The sequence below is a fragment of the Xanthomonas sp. NCPPB 3583 genome (assembly GCF_041475715.2).
Classification (GTDB): Bacteria; Pseudomonadota; Gammaproteobacteria; order Xanthomonadales; family Xanthomonadaceae; genus Xanthomonas; species Xanthomonas euvesicatoria.
Genome location: NZ_CM191263.1, coordinates 3,025,149 through 3,041,952, shown reverse-complemented (window position 1 = coordinate 3,041,952; position 16,804 = coordinate 3,025,149). Strand labels below are relative to the sequence as shown.

At 60.7% G+C, this 16,804-nt stretch carries 13 protein-coding genes, 1 tRNA gene and 1 pseudogene; 14 read left to right on the top strand and 1 reads right to left on the bottom strand.

Annotated elements, in window-relative coordinates; translation table 11 throughout:
* Complete coding sequence (purE, locus tag ACCQ07_RS13315; RefSeq protein WP_008570985.1) at nucleotides 1-504, top strand: 5-(carboxyamino)imidazole ribonucleotide mutase; 504 nt, start codon at nucleotides 1-3, stop codon at nucleotides 502-504.
* On the top strand, nucleotides 501-1,646 hold the full coding sequence (locus tag ACCQ07_RS13310) for a 5-(carboxyamino)imidazole ribonucleotide synthase (RefSeq protein WP_372163973.1): 1,146 nt from the start codon (nucleotides 501-503) through the stop codon (nucleotides 1,644-1,646). The genes purE and ACCQ07_RS13310 overlap by 4 nt, the downstream gene beginning before the upstream one ends.
* 140 nt (nucleotides 1,647-1,786) lie before the next feature.
* On the opposite strand, the gene ACCQ07_RS13305 is transcribed toward ACCQ07_RS13310, so the two are convergent.
* Nucleotides 1,787-2,365: a superoxide dismutase gene (locus tag ACCQ07_RS13305; protein ID WP_008570987.1), complete on the bottom strand. Its 579-nt coding sequence runs from the start codon at nucleotides 2,363-2,365 to the stop codon at nucleotides 1,787-1,789.
* Nucleotides 2,366-2,486: 121 nt separating this feature from the next.
* Between ACCQ07_RS13305 and grxD the strand changes: the two genes are divergently transcribed.
* The 12 genes and pseudogenes from grxD (at nucleotide 2,487) to ACCQ07_RS13245 (ending at nucleotide 16,802) form a co-directional block, all read left to right on the top strand.
* Nucleotides 2,487-2,807, top strand: a complete 321-nt coding sequence (grxD, locus tag ACCQ07_RS13300; protein ID WP_003485599.1) for a Grx4 family monothiol glutaredoxin — start codon at nucleotides 2,487-2,489, stop codon at nucleotides 2,805-2,807.
* Nucleotides 2,804-3,547 carry an SDR family NAD(P)-dependent oxidoreductase gene (locus ACCQ07_RS13295; protein WP_071118447.1) on the top strand — a complete coding sequence of 248 codons (744 nt, stop codon included), beginning with the start codon at nucleotides 2,804-2,806 and terminating at the stop codon, nucleotides 3,545-3,547. The genes grxD and ACCQ07_RS13295 overlap by 4 nt, the downstream gene beginning before the upstream one ends.
* Nucleotides 3,544-4,143, top strand: coding sequence for a YhgN family NAAT transporter (locus tag ACCQ07_RS13290; RefSeq protein WP_003485603.1), 600 nt, complete (start codon nucleotides 3,544-3,546; stop codon nucleotides 4,141-4,143). The genes ACCQ07_RS13295 and ACCQ07_RS13290 overlap by 4 nt, the downstream gene beginning before the upstream one ends.
* A 627-nt stretch (nucleotides 4,144-4,770) precedes the next feature.
* Entirely contained in the window at nucleotides 4,771-7,995 is a 3,225-nt protein-coding gene (locus ACCQ07_RS13285) for a TonB-dependent receptor (RefSeq protein ID WP_031423301.1), read from the top strand.
* Between the two features lie 106 nt (nucleotides 7,996-8,101).
* Nucleotides 8,102-9,487, top strand: a complete 1,386-nt coding sequence (ppnN, locus tag ACCQ07_RS13280; protein WP_031423299.1) for a nucleotide 5'-monophosphate nucleosidase PpnN — start codon at nucleotides 8,102-8,104, stop codon at nucleotides 9,485-9,487.
* A 169-nt stretch (nucleotides 9,488-9,656) separates the two neighbouring features.
* Nucleotides 9,657-10,172, top strand: a complete 516-nt coding sequence (locus tag ACCQ07_RS13275) for a GspH/FimT family pseudopilin (RefSeq protein WP_071118448.1) — start codon at nucleotides 9,657-9,659, stop codon at nucleotides 10,170-10,172.
* Entirely contained in the window at nucleotides 10,169-10,645 is a 477-nt protein-coding gene (pilV, locus tag ACCQ07_RS13270; protein WP_071118449.1) for a type IV pilus modification protein PilV, read from the top strand. Before ACCQ07_RS13275 ends, pilV begins: the two co-directional genes overlap by 4 nt.
* Nucleotides 10,642-11,808 (top strand): PilW family protein, encoded by a 1,167-nt coding sequence (locus ACCQ07_RS13265; protein WP_372363384.1) that lies wholly within the window; start codon nucleotides 10,642-10,644, stop codon nucleotides 11,806-11,808. The genes pilV and ACCQ07_RS13265 overlap by 4 nt, the downstream gene beginning before the upstream one ends.
* A 3-nt stretch (nucleotides 11,809-11,811) precedes the next feature.
* Entirely contained in the window at nucleotides 11,812-12,321 is a 510-nt protein-coding gene (locus ACCQ07_RS13260; protein WP_372363383.1) for a pilus assembly PilX family protein, read from the top strand.
* Between the two features lie 10 nt (nucleotides 12,322-12,331).
* Nucleotides 12,332-16,210 (top strand): annotated as a pseudogene (locus ACCQ07_RS13255) (pilus assembly protein).
* Nucleotides 16,211-16,216: 6 nt separating this feature from the next.
* Nucleotides 16,217-16,672, top strand: coding sequence for a type IV pilin protein (locus ACCQ07_RS13250; RefSeq protein ID WP_083347904.1), 456 nt, complete (start codon nucleotides 16,217-16,219; stop codon nucleotides 16,670-16,672).
* 53 nt (nucleotides 16,673-16,725) lie between these two features.
* A tRNA-Asn gene (locus ACCQ07_RS13245) sits at nucleotides 16,726-16,802 on the top strand.
* Nucleotides 16,803-16,804: the final 2 nt, after the last annotated feature.

Below are 16,804 nucleotides of genomic sequence, written 5' to 3'. Positions count from 1 at the left end.
ATGACCTCCAACCACTCCGCGCCGCTGGTCGGCATCGTGATGGGTTCCCGTTCGGATTGGGAGACCATGCAACATGCAGCTCAGAAGCTCGACGCGCTGGGCGTGCCGTACGAAGTCAAGGTGGTCTCGGCGCACCGCACCCCGGACGTCTTGTTCACCTACGCCGAGCAGGCGGGCGCACGCGGACTGCGCGCGATCATTGCCGGCGCCGGCGGCGCGGCGCACCTGCCGGGCATGCTGGCCGCCAAGACCGCAGTGCCGGTGCTTGGCGTGCCGGTGCAGTCCAAGGCGCTGAACGGCATGGATTCGCTGCTGTCGATCGTGCAGATGCCTGCAGGCATTCCGGTGGCCACCTTCGCCATCGGCAATGCGGGCGCGGCCAATGCGGCGTTGTTTGCGGCGGCCATGCTGGCGCCCGAGCAGGCGCAGGTCGGTCAGGCGCTGGCGCAATTCCGCGCCAAGCAGACCGACGATGTCATGGCCAGCGACGACCCGCGCCAATGAGCACGGTTGGCATTCTCGGTGGCGGCCAGCTGGCGCGCATGCTGGTACTGGCCGGTGCGCCGCTCGGCATACGCTTTGCGGTCTTCGATCCGGCAGTCGATGCCTGCGCAGGCCAGGTGGCACCGCTGCAGGTTGGCGCGTTCGATGACGTGGCGACCCTTGCCGCATTCGCCGGGCAGGTGGACGTGATCACCTTCGATTTCGAAAACGTGCCGGCCGCCAGCGCGCAGCAACTTGCCGCGCAGGTGCCGGTGTTTCCGAGTCCGGCGGCGCTTGCGGTTGCGCAGGACCGGCTCAGCGAAAAAACCTTGTTCCGCGAACTCGGCATTCCGGTGCCCGAGTTTGCCGCGATCGACGACCGCGCCGGCCTGGACGCAGCGCTCGCGCGGATCGGTACGCCCTGCGTGCTGAAGACGCGCCGCTTCGGCTACGACGGCAAGGGCCAGTTCCGGATCAAGACGCTCGCCGATGCCGATGCAGCGTGGGACGCGCTTGGCGCCCAGGCGGCGCACGTCGGGTTGATCGTGGAAGCGTTCGTGCCGTTCCAGCGCGAGGTCAGCGTGGTTGCAGTACGCGGCCGCGATGGCGAATTCCGCGCTTGGCCGTTGACCGAAAACTGGCATGTGGACGGTGTGCTGTCGGCCAGCCTGGCACCGGCGAGCGTGGAGGCGGCCCTTCAAGCCTCGGCCGAATCGCACGCGCGTGCCGTGGCGGAAAAGCTCGACTATGTCGGCGTATTTGCGCTGGAACTGTTCGTGCGCGACGGCGAGTTGCTTGCCAACGAAATGGCGCCGCGCGTGCATAACTCGGGGCACTGGACCATCGAAGGTGCCGAGACCTCGCAATTCGAAAATCATGTGCGGGCCGTCCTTGGCTTGCCACTGGGCAGTACTGCGATGCGCGGCCACGCCTGCATGCTCAACTGGCTGGGCGAGATGCCAGAGGCCAGGGCGTTTCTGGCGGTGCCCGGTGGGCATTGGCACGACTACGGCAAGCAAGCGCGCGATGGACGCAAGGTGGGGCACGCAACGCTGCGCGCGGAGACAGCGCAGGCGCTGGCACTGGCGGTGAGCGATGCTGGCGCGGCGCTGCAGCGCGATGCGCAAGTTCGGCCGGTGGTTGCGCGTTTGAACGAAGGGTGAGGCGCGCAGCGTTTCGGTTGCGATCACGCGCGACGACACGCCCGTTTGCGCGGGCGCGTCGGACGCGGACGCGGACCCGTTCTGCGATGTGTCAGCAGATGAGCCGGTTCGCATCTGCGGCTGGAAACTGAGCGGCCAGGTCAGCCCAGCCGGCTTGCGACGAAATCCCAGTTGACCAGCTTCCAGAAAGCCTCCAGATAGCGCGCACGATCCTGCTGGTAGTCCAGGTAATACGCGTGCTCCCAGATATCGCAGGCGAGCAACGGAATGTCTGGCCCGGTGAGCGGGGTGGAGGCATTGGGTGTGGCGACTACTGCCAGCGCGCCGTCCGGGCGCTGCACCAGCCACACCCAGCCCGAGCCGAACGTGCTCAGGGCCACGCGATTGAACTCCTGCTTGAAATGCACGAAGTCGCCGAACGATTTGGCGATGCCGTCGCCCAGCCGCCCAAGCGGCTCCCCGCCAGCGCGCGGACGCAGGCACTGCCAATAGAAATTGTGGTTCCACACCTGCGCGGCCAGATGAAACAACGTGCCCTGCGCCTGCGCGATGATGTCTTCCAGCGTCAGCTCGGCAAACTCGCTGCCTTCCAGGCGTGCGTTGAGCTGTTCGACCTCGCTGCGGTGACAGACGCCGTGATGCGCCTCCAACGTCGCAGACGACAGATGCGGTTCCAGGGCGGCGCGGGAATAGGGCAGTGCAACGTGTTCGATCGGCATGATGGCAGTGGCAGCGAAGGGAGTGCGGCGACAGGTCGCGCTGAAGGCTTACAATGCGCGCCTTTGCGGAAGTCTATCCGACCCGGCGGTCGGGCCTGCCGCTCCCAGTCAGGAGAGTCCAATGCCGGTGATGGAACGGATCCAGGCCGAAGTCGAACAACACCCGATCGTGCTGTTCATGAAAGGCACCCCGCAATTTCCGATGTGCGAGTTTTCCAGTCGCGCCGTGCAGGCCCTGGTGGCCGCCGGTGCCGACCAACTGCGTACGGTCAACGTGTTGGAAGAGCCTGAAGTGCGCGCCAATCTGCCGCGCTACTCCAACTGGCCCACGTTTCCGCAGCTGTTCATCCATGGCGAGCTGATCGGCGGCTGCGACATCACGCTGGAACTGTTCGAAGCCGGCGAGCTCAAGCGCATCGTCAGCGAGGCGTACCAGCCGTGAGTTCGGTGCAGGCCCAGCCGCAGTCGGCTGCCTTGTCGGGGCGCGTCGTGCTGATCACCGGCGCCGCCGGTGGCCTGGGCGCCGCCGCGGCGCAGGCATGCGCGGCTGCAGGCGCCACGGTAGTGCTGCTTGGTCGCAAGGTGCGCCCGCTGGAGCGCGTCTACGACGCGGTTGCAGCGCTGGGTGCCGAGCCGCTGTTGTATCCGCTGGATCTGGCCGGCGCCACCCCGGACGACTACGCCGCGCTTGCGCAACGGGTGCAGACCGAGCTTGGTGGCCTGCATGGTCTGCTGCAGTGCGCTGCCGACTTTTCCGGCCTGACGCCAACCGAACTCGTCTCACCCGCTGAGTTCGCACGCACCCTGCATGTCAACCTGACCGCGCGCGCCTGGCTGACCCAGGCATGCCTGCCGCTGTTGCGGCAGCAGGACGATGCGGCAGCTGTCTTCGTTGTGGACGACCCCGCGCGCGTGGGTCAGGCCTATTGGGGGGCGTATGGCGCCGCCCAGCATGCGCAACGCGGCTTGATCGCCACCTTGCATCATGAAACCGCCGCCGGCCCGGTACGCGTCGGCGGCATGCAGCCCGGCCCGATGCGCACCGCATTGCGCGCACGCGCTTTCACCCATCACGAAGACAACGACGCGGTCGATGCCGCACGTTACGCACCTGCATGCGTCAGCATGCTGTCAGCCGCAGGGGCGACGCATCGCGGTGCGATCTGGAGTCCGCAGGTATGACCATTCTTTCTGCGGCGCTGCTGCTGTTTCTGATTCTCGACCCGCTGGGCAACATTCCAGTGTTCCTCAGCGTGCTCAAGCCGCTGCCGCCCAAGCGCCAGCGTTTCGTGCTTGCGCGTGAACTGCTGATCGCGCTGTGCGTGTTGATGGCGTTCCTGTGGGGCGGCAAGTACGCGCTGGAGCTGATGCACCTGCGCCAGGAATCGGTGGCCATTGCCGGCGGCATCGTGCTGTTTGTGATCGGCATCCGCATGATCTTCCCGCGGCCCGAAGGCCTGATGGGCGAAATTCCCGACGGCGAACCCTTCATCGTGCCGCTGGCCATCCCGCTGGTGGCCGGCCCGTCCGGCATGGCCGCGGTGATGCTCATGGGCAGCAACGAGCCCACGCGGCTGTGGGACTGGAGCCTTGCGCTGATGATCGCCTGGATCGGCGCCTCGTCGATCCTGGCCGCCGCGCCGCTGCTGTACAAACTGCTCGGCCACCGCGCCCTGACGGCCATCGAGCGCCTGATGGGCATGCTGCTGGTCGCCATCTCGGTACAGATGTTCCTGGACGGCCTGGGCACGTACTTCAAGCTGCCGGTGTCGATCTAGCGCAGCTCGGGGCGGCTTGGCGATCGCGCCGTGTGTGCGTCGACACGCATCGATGGCCCGGGGTTTCAACCCGCACTGGCCGTGGGTTACGTGCGCACGGTCCATGGTGCCGGCACCAGCGCGCCGTCGCGTCCGGACATCTAGCGGTGCGACGCAATGGGCTCTGGACGATGAAAGGCGGCGCAGCCCTTGGCCGCTGGCGACTGTCTTGAGGTTGATCCGTCACTGACGCATGAGTGCAGGTGGAATGTCATATTCGGTGGGGCGCATCGACAGAGATGGCAACCCCATGTGCAGCACGCACGCCATGGCCGAATGCAAGCGTTTGGGCGATTTGACCCAATTTGGCCACTTCGTAGCTTCAAAGGCGCGATGGGCGTCTCGCTCAAGTTGCGACCTTGCACGATCTGGCGATTACGCCTTGACCTTCGCAGTTCATGTAGCAGCGCGCGAAGTTTGTCACGCCGCCGTCACAATCAGGGCTTAGCGTGTTAATCTGTTGTTAACCGTTGCGGCAGCAACCAGTCGCGCGGCAAGGGACCCCAGATCATCGGCAGCCCACCCCCGGGAACGGTTGGGCTGACTGCGCCTTTTTGTCACTGCCCAACCTGTATCGAGGCTACCGAAATGACCCACCCCCGTTATCTCCGCATGTCCAAGCTGACGCTTGGCCTTGTCGCCGCGCTCGCCGCCGCTCCTGTGTTTGCGCAAAGCACCTCGGCTGGCGTCGCCGGCCTGGTGACCGGCAGTGGCGGCCAGCCCGTCCCGAACGCCGAAGTCACCATTACGCACGTGGAGTCCGGAACGGTCAGCCGCGCCACCACCGATGCCAGCGGACGCTATAACGCGCGCGGCTTGCGTGTGGGCGGGCCGTACACCATTACCATTACCGCTTCGGGCGCTGGCAACACCACCCGCGAAGGCGTGTATCTGAATCTGGACAAGGTCAATCAGGTCGATGCCGCTCTGGGCGGCGATCTGGCGACGCTGGGCACTGTGCAGGCAATCGCCGGCAATTACGGCTCGGCCATTTTCAGCGCCAACAAGATGGGTACCGGCACCAACGTGACCCGCGAAGAAATCGAGTCGCTGCCGTCGATCAACCGTAACCTGCAGGACTATGTGCGTCTGGATCCGCGCGTTGCGCAAACCGACAAGGCCCGCAACGAAATCTCCATCGCCGGCCAGAACCCGCGCTACAACGCGATCCGCGTCGACGGCATCAGCACCAACGACGCCTTCGGTCTGGAATCCAACAGTCTGCCGACCCCGCGCCAGCCGTTCTCGATGGACGTCATCGATGAAATCTCGGTGGACGTGGCCAACTACGACGTGACGATCAGTGGCGGCACCGGTGGCGTGATCAATGCCGTCACCAAGTCGGGCACCAACGAATTCCATGGTTCGGTCTACGGCACTTATCGCGAGAACGACTGGTCGGGCAAGAATCAGAACAACATCCGCCCGCAGCTGTTCGACAACGAAGCGACGTATGGTCTGACTCTGGGCGGCCCGATCGTAAAGGACAAATTGTTCTTCTTCGCCAACTATGAGAAGTACAAGGGTAAGGGTGTGTTTACCGGTAACAGTGGCTACGGTCCAGCCGGTTCTGGTGCCAGCAATGAAGTCGGTATTACCCAGGCGCAGGTCGATCAGGTGATCGATATCTCGCGCAATGTCTATGGCTTCGACCCTGGGACCCTGGCCTTGCCGGCATTGGATTCTGATTCAGAAGAGAAGGGCTTCAAGCTGGATTGGAACATCAGCGACAAGCATCGTGGTTCGTTTCGCTATGGCAAGTCCGAGCAGAGCACGGCCAATCTCAATGGGTTCGGCAACAATCAGCTGGCGTTGAACTCGTACCACTATGTGCGCGACTTCGAACTCGAGACCTACACCGGTCAGTTGTTCAGCGACTGGACCGATACTTTCTCGACCGAAGCCAAGGTGTCTTATCGCGATTACTCGGCAGTTCGTACTGCGGCATCGCAGTTGCCGGCCATCGCCGTGCGTTTCGGCAACAACACCTTAAATCTGGGTACTGAAGCCAATACTCAGGCTAACGAGTTGCGCACCGAAACCTGGAACGCGTTCTTCGCCGGCACGTTGTTCTTGAATGACCACACGGTCAAGTTCGGGTTCGACTACGAAGACAATGACATCTACAACTTGTATGGTCCGCGTGTTTTCGGTAGCTACACCTTCAACTCGGTTGCCAATTACCAGGCAAATTTGCCGAACGCGTATCGTTACTCGTATTCGCCCACCGGTATCGACAATATCGCTGCGAAGTGGGGCATGCGGAATGTGGGCGTGTTCTTGCAGGATTCTTGGGCCGTCAATAGCAACCTGACACTGAACTTCGGCCTGCGTTATGACGAGCCGATGGTGAAGAACTCGCCGCAGTTCAACCAGGCTGCGTTTAACGCATTCGGTCTTCGCAATGATGAAACCATTGACGGCAACGGCTTGTGGCAGCCGCGCTTTGGTTTCAACTACACCTTCGATGCAGATCGTCCGACCCAGCTGCGTGGCGGCGTTGGTCTGTTCCAGGGTGCTGCCGCGTCGGTTTGGTTGTCCAATCCGTATTCCAATACTGGTTTGGCTTATACCGATTACAACTTCAACAACGCGTCCAACAGTGGTATCCGCTTCACGCCGGATATCAACAACCAGCCGCGCGGAACATCGGGCGCCACGCAGTCGGTCGACTTTGTTGACAAGGATCTGAGCCAGCCGTCCGTTTGGAAAGCAAACCTCGCCTTCGATACCGAGTTGCCGTGGTACGGCATCGTCGCCTCGATGGAAGGTGTGGTGACCAAGGTCAAGGAAGCGATTTATTACCAGCAGCTCAATCTCGGTAATCCGACGGCAGTTGGCCAGGATGGTCGTGATATCTACTGGAATGCCAATGGCCGCAATCCGGCTAACTGGAATTCCCTGGGTAATGCATGTCTCCGCGAAACGGGTGTGGCGGCTGGTTCGTCATGTGTGAACAGCGGTACCGATATCCGTGCTGGTCGCAACATGAGCTTCAACGATGCCATCATTGCGCGCCCCACCGATCAGGGTGGCTCGCAAAGTTTCACTGTCGGCTTGAACAAGCCGTTCAACGACAGCGACTGGTCGTGGAGCTTGGCTTACACCTACTCGAACGCGAAAGAAGTCAGCGGTCTGACCAGTTCCACTTCGGGGTCGCAGCTGCTCAACACCGCAACCTTCCAGGCGAATGAAGAGGTCAATGCAACCTCGGCATACGAAATCAAGGACAGTTTCCTGGGTACGCTGCAGTGGAAGCATAATTTCTTCGGCGATTTTGCAACGAAGGTCGGTCTGGTGTATCAAGGCCGCAGCGGTCGTCCCTACAGCTATACGTTCGACAACGATGCCAATGGCGACGGTCGCTCCAATGACCTGTTGTACATCCCGGCGGCGCGCGGCGATGTGCTGTTCCGTAACGCGGCCGAAGAAAACGCGTTCTGGAACTACGTCAACAATGACCAGTACTTGTCCACGCACAAGGGCCAGGTTGCTGGCCGCAATGCGGTACGTAATTCCTGGGTCAACCAGTTCGATCTACACATCGAGCAGGAGCTTCCTGGCTTCTTCGATGGCAACAAGGCGCAGATCTGGGTCGACGTCATGAACGTGGGCAACCTGCTCAACAAGAAGTGGGGCCGCGTCGATGAGTACGCATTCCCGGGCTTCAAGGGTGTTGCTGAATACGGCGGTATCGACGCGGCGACTGGCAAGTATGTTTACCGCTTCAATGAGCCGGATGCCGCGACCGTCTACGACGACAAGGGCATCTCCCGCTGGGCGCTGCAGCTGGGCTTCCGCTACCAGTTCTAAAGCCGGCTAGCGTGTCGATGTTTGCAAAAACGGCCGGGGTCTCCCGGCCGTTTTCTTTTGTGCGGGTGAGTACGCTAAAGTTCCGTGCATACGACAGGAGCATGCTATGGAACTCAGCAGTACGGCAGCACGGGCGCTGCCGGTGGTGGATGCGCGGATCTACCCGCGTGGTGGTCTGGATGTGTTGTCCAAGGCAGAAGTGGCCCGGTTGCGCGATGCATCCAGCGGTGGCATGCATGAGCTGTTGCGCCGCTGTGCGCTGGCCGTGCTGACCAGCGGAAGCGCATCGGACGACCCGCGCGCTGCGCGCGATCTCTACCCGGATTTCGACATCCAGGTGAATCAGCAGGATCGCGGCATCCGCATCGATCTGATCAACGCACCGGCAATGGCTTTCGTCGATGGCGAGATCATCCGCGGCGTGGCCGAACTGTTGTTTGCCGTCGTCCGCGATCTCGCTTACATGGCCATCGAGCTCGAAGCGCAACGCGCGGATCTCGACACCAGCGAAGGCATCACCAATGCCGTGTTCGGCCAGCTGCGTAATGCGCGCATCCTGCAGCCCTTGGATCCGAACCTGGTCGTGTGCTGGGGCGGCCATTCCATCTCGCGCGATGAATACCTTTACACCAAGCAGGTCGGCTACGAGCTTGGCTTGCGCGGGCTGGATATCTGCACCGGCTGCGGCCCGGGCGCCATGAAGGGGCCGATGAAGGGCGCCACCATCGCGCATGCCAAGCAGCGCAAGCACAATACCCGCTACATCGGCGTCACCGAGCCAGGCATCATCGCCGCCGAATCGCCGAACCCGATCGTCAACCATCTGGTGATCATGCCGGACATCGAGAAGCGCCTTGAGGCCTTCGTCCGCATCGGACATGGCATCCTAGTGTTCCCGGGCGGTGTCGGCACCGCGGAGGAAATTCTCTACCTGCTCGGCATCCTGCTACGCGAAGAAAACGCGGACGTGCCGTTCCCGCTGATCCTCACCGGCCCGACCATCGCCGCGCCGTACTTCGAGCAGATCGACCGTTTCATTCGCCTCACCCTGGGCGACGCTGCCGCCTCGCGCTACGAGATCATCGTCGGCGACCCGGTCGCCGTCGCGCGCCGTATGGCCGAAGGGGTCCACGGAGTGCGCGCGCACCGCAAGGACCAGAAAGACTCGTATTACTTCAACTGGTCCGTGCACATCCCGCTCGAGTACCAGCAGCCCTTCGAGCCCAGCCACGAAGCGATGGCCGCGCTCGACCTGCACCACGGCCGCCCGGCGCCGGCCCTGGCCGCCGACCTGCGCCGCGCCTTCTCCGGCATCGTCGCCGGCAACGTCAAGGAAGACGGCATGCGCCGCATCGAGGAATTCGGCCCCTTCGAAATCCACGGCGATCCCGAGATCATGCAGGCCCTGGATGCGCTGCTGCGCGGCTTCGTTGAGCAGCGCCGGATGAAGATCTCGGGGGACTATCGGCCTTGTTATCGGGTGGTGACCTAGGGCTCAAGAATTTCCAAGCTCTGGCCGAAAAGTGGTAGGGAGAGGTAATTCGCCGAAAAGATTGTCTGACGCATACGTCGGTAACCCTGAAACAACCGTTCGTCCCCCATGCGCTTGTTGCTAGGGGGCGGACGTAGCATTCTGCACACGTCACGCTGGGGAGCGTTCAATGTCTTTTCGCCGATCTGCCGGCTTTACACTCGTGGAACTAATGATCACGATCGTCGTACTGGCCATCCTGCTCACCATTGCGTTTCCCAGCTTCCGCGGAACGCTTCGCTCGAATCGAGTCGCGAGCAGCGCCAACGAAACCCTCGGTCTGCTATCGTTGGCGCGCAGTGAGGCTATTCGCAATCGCCGTGGTGGCGGTGTCTGCGGTAGCGCATCCGGGACCGCGTGCGACAACAACTGGGGTGCAGGAATGCTGGCCTGGGCCGATACAGATGGCGATGGGGCATTCAAAACTGGCGATACGGTCCTGCGCTTTGTCGCGATCGACACCTCACTATCCAATACCGGTCCTTCTGGCGCCGTGATTGCCTTCGATGGGCGTGGGCGCAGGGTCGCGTCAACCAACCAGCAGATCACGCTGCAGCCGATGACCTGCGATGGTCAGGCGCTGCGTCGCACCTTGTTCGTCAATGCCGCTGGCCAGATCACGTCTCAGAAGAGCTCCTGCCAATGATGCGTCTCCGTCCCTTCGTTTCGCCCTCTCACACCAAGGGATTTAGTCTGCTTGAGGTGTTGATTGCTATCGTCGTTCTCGCGTTTGGCTTGCTCGGCTTTGCGCTGTTGCAGACGGCCAATGTGCGTTTCGTGCAGAGTTCCAACTACCGCACCCAGGCGACCAACCTAGCGTATGACCTGATGGACCAGATGCGAAGCAACCGCTTCCAGTCTGCCTGGTATACCGATGCCACCTTTTCCGCAAACACTGTGACTGCAGCCAGCTGCAGTCGACCTCTTGGGAACGTGGCCATCGCTGACAATATCTCGCGTTGGAAATGCCAGGTCGTGCGCGCATTGGGCGAAGGCGCCAGTGCAACCGTTCTCAATAATAACGGTCAGGTCACCGTTGGCATCAGTTGGGGGGATCAGCGTTGGGATGCTAATAATCCCAACGCTCAGACTACCTTCACCCTGGTATCGCAGCTATGACGCGGCGTTTTTCTAACCAACGCGCTGCTGCCGGTATCAGCCTGGTGGAGATGATGATCGCTATGGTGATCGGCCTGGTGCTGATGCTGGGGGTCATTCAGGTCTTTTCTGCCTCGCGTACCGCGTCGATGTTGGCCGAAGGTGGTGCGCGTGCGCAGGAAAACGGACGTTTCGCGATGGATTTTCTCCAGCGCGACATTCGCATGGCCGGGCACTTCGGTTGCGTCAACGACCAAGCTCATTTTGTGCGCGGGGAAGGTGATCCGACCATCAATACTGGTGCGGTCAGTGGGTCAGGTCATCCGCTGGATTTCAGCATTAGTGTGCAAGGCTACGAGGCGCCCAATACGACGCCTCCTGGCAGCCTGCAGCTTGGAGGCAGCTGGGCAGTACCAGTGAATCTGCCAGCGTCGATCGCCAAGCTCAATCCGCGCGGCGGCAGCGATATCCTGGTTCTGCGTTTCCTGGCTCCGGAAGGCGTGCCGATCACCACGTTGACCACGGGCAGCAACAGCGTCGTGGGCTTCAATGCCTCTGCCGGATTGCGGTTGACAGAGGGAGGGCAGACGGCTCCGAACCTGTTCGGGGTTGCGGACTGCGCCCATGCCACGGTGTTCAAGGGCACCTATGCCAGCGGCCAGGTCACCGCCACCGGGACCAATCTGTCCAATTACTCCACCCGTCCCAGTGGCCAGGCGATGCTCTACCGCGCTGAGTCGCTGGTCTATTACGTCGGCACTTCGGCCACATCGGGCGAGCCGGCACTGATGCGCGCACGGTCCAATGGTGTCGATGATTACGGCATGCCGGAAGAGTTGGTCGAAGGGATCGAGAACATGCAGTTGCTGTTCGGTCTCGATCAGACCGTGAACATGTCCAATACCTCGCCGCCGTTGGGGAACATCAATACGCAGGCTGTTGCGAGCGACGTATCTACCGCGACCGATGCTACCGCAGCGGGCCAGTGGAGGCGGGTTGGGCAGGTTCAGGTCGGCATCCTGGCACGTAGTCCTGCACCTGCCACGGCAGAACGGGCGGCAAGCGCTGTCAGTTATCCCAATGCACTCGGCGTCTCTTTCACGCCACCCGACAAGAACGACGGCCGCTACCGCATGACCTACGAATCCACGATTGCCTTGCGTAATCGCCTGTTCGGAAATTGACCCATGAATACATTTGCTCGCCGCCGCCCGATGCCCTCCCGCCCCCGCGGTGCAGTGCTCTATGTTGCCCTGATCATGTTGATCCTGCTGGCATTGATCGGGATCGCCGGCATGCAGGTGGCCGGCATGCAGGAAAAAATGGCGTCCAATTATCTGGTCACCAATATTGCGTTCCAGAATGCCGAGGGCGTGACGCGCAGGAGCGAGCGGTCGATCGAAGCCATCGCCAATCGAAAGGCTGCTCCCAGCGACGCAACGGTGGTGGACACCGATATCCAGCAAAATTGCGATACCGTCTTCGATCCGCTGGCTTGGGCGCGCAGCAAGGCCACGTCGGTGAACCAGGCGGTCAATGTGCGGCGCATCGATTCGTGCATCATCGGCGGCGGTTCGCTCGCGATGGGCGATCCGGTCGACCCGGTGACCCCGGTCTATCAAATCACCACTTTCGCCAACGATGCGACGACGGATGCATCCTCGTCGGCGGCGATCGATTCCATTTTCAAGCTCTGAGGCCGTGAGCATGTCTCGTCGCACCGTTCGAACCGCCATCGCCTCCGTCATCCTGCTTGTCGCGGTTGGGGGGTACTTCGTTTACAGCTTGATCGCGGCCCAGGGGCAGGGCGCTTTGGCCCAAGCTCCACTCAATAACGCGACCTCGATCCCGCCGGCATTCATTATTTCGGTGGATGATTCCAACTCGATGACGTTCGAGCGCATCTTCACCGGTGGTGATGGACGTCTGCAATGGACAGGCAGTAGTTTCTTCAGCTCTGCTGGTGTCTTCTACAATTCTAGCGAGGGGTGTGCAAATAACTCAGCCGATTGCTATGTATACCTGTATCCAAGCGACGGCTATAACGCCTCTTATTCGCCAGGTGATGCGATGCCGCCGCTTGATGCGTTCGGGTTTGCTAGATCACCAACCTATAACAAGAGCTACTACAATCCCGACGTACTCTATCAGCCTTGGACGCCGCCCACACAAACGACGGCGACAGCTAATCTTTGGCCGGCAGCCACGTTCAGTCAGGCGCGCCTGGATCCGCGTAATCCAGCGGTTTACGGCACTGATTTCACCAAGGGGTACAACACTACCTACAATCTTGCCTATCGCGAGGGAAACGACGAGTCGTTCCAGTTCCTAACGGGAATGACGATACCGTCGGGGACGCGATATCGGTCGAGCAGTCGGTCGTGTAATACGACCAACAGTAATGGATTGCCTAGCAGTAACGGAATTTGGGCAACATTAGGTAGCACAGTTTCCATCATGGCCAATTGCCAGGTTCAGATCGGCTACGTCCCGGCAACGTTTTATCTGCCTGTGGGCGCTCCTGCGCCGACGGGCTATCTCACTAACGATGCCAATCGACCGATTATTGCCAATGCCTGTGGTCCAGGCTGCAATATGCGGCGCTATCAGATATTGGCAGCGAATTACGGCACCAATACAGCTGCCTATACCGCTGCGCAACAGAATTTTGCTAATTGGTTTCAATATAGTCGTAATCGAATTCTTTCGATCATCGGCTCCGCATCGCGCACTTTGGCCGATGTCGACAAGATGCGAGTTGGGTATTTCACGATTAATAACCGAACTAACGTGACCATGTACGACATGGATGACGACGCCTCGCGCACATCGCTATTCGGGCTGATCTACAGACTTAAGCCGAATGGCGGTACGCCGAACCGCGTCGCCATCGATTTCCTGGGTAAGCAGTTCAAGCGGACCGGAGATGGTGCACCGGTGGTGCGTGCCTGTCAGAAAAATGGCGGTATGCTGTTCACTGACGGCTATACGAATAGCAACAATGTTGCTACTGGATATGGCAATGCAGATTCGACCGGCACGGTGGATTTTCCGGCCTCTCCCTTTGCCGACAATTACAGCAATACGATCGCCGATATCACTGCCAGCTATTATTCTGGCGCGTCTACGCCGTTGGTAACCGGTCCAAGTTTTCCGACAGGCCTCGTGCCCGTGGACGATAAGTGCGCGACGCTCGACAAGACATCGGCGGATTGGAAGCGCTTGGACTGCCAGAAAGACCTGCATATGAATTTCTATGCAATCACTCTGGGTGCTCAAGGAAATATCTACGAGGTCAATCAGGCAGCTACCAATGATCCTTATGCCAATGCTCCCGACTGGAATAGCAATGGCGATCCGATTGCAGATGACGATGGCCGCGTCATCGACGAGCTCTGGCACGCCACGATCAATAGCCGCGGTCAGTTCATCAATGCCAAGAGCCCTGATGAAGTGACTGGCGCCATGCGTCGGGTGCTGTCGGCTGCCAGCGCTGCCAATTCACCATCGGGAACCTTGGCCTTGACGGGTGCGCGTATTGGCGCGGGCTCCTTGACCGTGACTCCCGAATACCAGATCAAGAACAACGGTACCGATTGGTCGAGTAAGTTGAAGGCCAATCAGGCCACGGTCGATCCGGATACGCGGGAGGCGCGCTTCACCCCGATCTGGGAAGCATCTGCGCAGATGCCCGCTGCCACTGCGCGCAATGTGTACTTCAACGATGGCAGCAATGTACAGAAGTTCGATGGCACTACGATCAGTTTGAGTGGCTTGTGCGGTCTGTCCAAGACCTTGTATCCCAGTCAGACGCTCTGCTCGCAAACGGATCTGACCAACCTTGGGGCAACAGCCGTCACTGCAGCCAATTATCTGCTGGGTGATCGGAGCGGGGAAATTCAGCAGGGTGGCAAGTTCCGCGACCGAACCACGGTGCTGGGCGACATCATCAACTCCGCGCCGGTGATCAGTGCGCCGGTCGACGACTATGGGTATCGTGGTCTGGGTGGGACGCTTGGAACCAGCTATACCAACTACCTGAACAGCAAGCGTAGCAGTCAGGGCTATATGGTGTATGCGGGCGCCAACGACGGCATGCTGCATGCGTTCGATGGAGGCATGGACAGCGCCGGCGCTATCACTGGCAGCGGTGGACGCGAACGCTTTGCGTACGTGCCTGCGACGTCTTACGGCCATATGGGAAATCTGCTGCTGCCGTATCAAGCAAACAAGGGGAATGCCCAGCCGTTTGATCATCGCTACTTCGTCGATGGTCCGATTGCGGTGGGGGATACGTATTACAACAACACCTGGAAAACGACCCTGGTCGGCACCACTGGGGCAGGCGGTCGCGGTGTCTTCGCATTAGACGTCACTAATCCGGCGACTTTCGGTACGGGCAGCCGCCTCTGGGAGATCAACGATCTCAGCGGCGATGCCACCGTGCGCGCGAACATCGGTCATGTGCTCGGCAAGCCTGTCATCGTCCCGGTGCGCGCTGCCAATGGCACGGTCAGCTGGAAGGCGATCTTCGGCAACGGCTACGATAGTGCCAGCGGCAAGGCAGTGCTGTTCGTGGTCGATATCGGAACCAACGCCACGCCGACCGTCCGTATGATCGAGGCAACGGAGCCGGGAAACACAATCAGCGGTCGCAACGGGCTCGGTAACATCGTTGTGCTGGACCGCATCGATAATGTGACTATCGACCCGGCGACCAATAAGCCGGCTCGCACCCGCGATGGGTACGCCGATACGGTCTATGCGGCCGACCTGCGCGGAGCGATCTGGAAGTTCGATCTCACTTCGACTGCAACCTCGGTTACCGTACCGGCGTTCACGACGGGTACCTATGTCGAAGGTGGTCTGACTTATCGGCAGCCGATTACTGGCGGCCTGCAGGCTGCTTCTGGTGAGAACGGTGGTGTACTGGTGCTATTTGGTACCGGTAGTTTCTCGTTCAACGACGACAGCCTCCCGAGTTCGGCGCTCCAGACTCAGAGCTTGTACGGGTTCACTGATTAGGTCGATGGTGTGATCAGCACAACGTTGACCAGAGCAAATCTGACGCCATATTCGGTCAGTACGGCTGCCGCCGGTAGCACGCGCTCACTGCAAATTGGCACCGCGCCGTCAGGTTCGCTTGGCTGGTACGTGGATCTGCCCGCCGGCGAACGATTTGTGGGTTATCCGGAACTCGTGTCGGGAATCTTGTTCATGCCTACTTATTCGCCGCTCGCGATCAGCAGTGGGTGCAGCACCGATGGTGTGAACTGGTTGTTCGGACTGAATCCACGGACGGGTGTGGGCGCCCTATCTGGTGTGCGAATGGGCGGCATCGGTGGCTCCACGCTTGCCGCCGGTTCGGCTGGAATCTCGCTCAATACCGGCGGCAATGCGCCGGTCAAAGACGTGGGCGTGTCGGTCGTGCCCAGGCTCGAGCCGAAGGTCAATCCCAAGGATGGTTCTGCGGCACCTACGGTGCCTGCAGGATCGGGCTGCTGGATGATCGTCAGCGTGGCTGGCGCCCCGCCCATGTATGTCCCTTATCCTTGCGGCCGCCAGTCCTGGCGCCAGCTTCAGTAACGGAGATTGTCAATGCCCTTAGACCTATCGCGGTCCCTGTCCAGGCAACTTCGGCAGCGTGCTGGTGCCGGTGGCTTCACCTTGATCGAGTTGATGATCGTTGTCGCGATCGTCGGCATCCTGGCTGCTGTCGCCTATCCTTCCTATGCCGATCATGTTCGCAAGTCTCGCCGAGCGCAGGCCAAGGCCGATCTGGTCGAATACTCGCAGTTGCTGGAACGCTCGCATACGACCAACAACACCTATGCCAGTTTCAAGTTCGGAAATGGCTCGACGACCATTCAGTCGCCGCGCGAGGGCGGTACGGCGCAATACAACATCACGCTCGCGACCACGCAGTCGACCTTTACCCTGACCGCTGCGCCTCAGGGCGATCAGACCAAGGACAAGTGCGGCACGCTGACGTTGAACCAGGCAGGGGTGAAGACGCCAAGTGCAACTGCCACTCCAGGCTGTTGGTAGCTCTGTGCTAGGTGTTGCGCTGCTGCAAAGTTGTGTCTAGAATACGTCTCCTCGCCCGAATAGCTCAGCCGGTTAGAGCACTTGACTGTTAATCAGGGGGTCGTTGGTTCGAGTCCAACTTCGGGCGCCAAG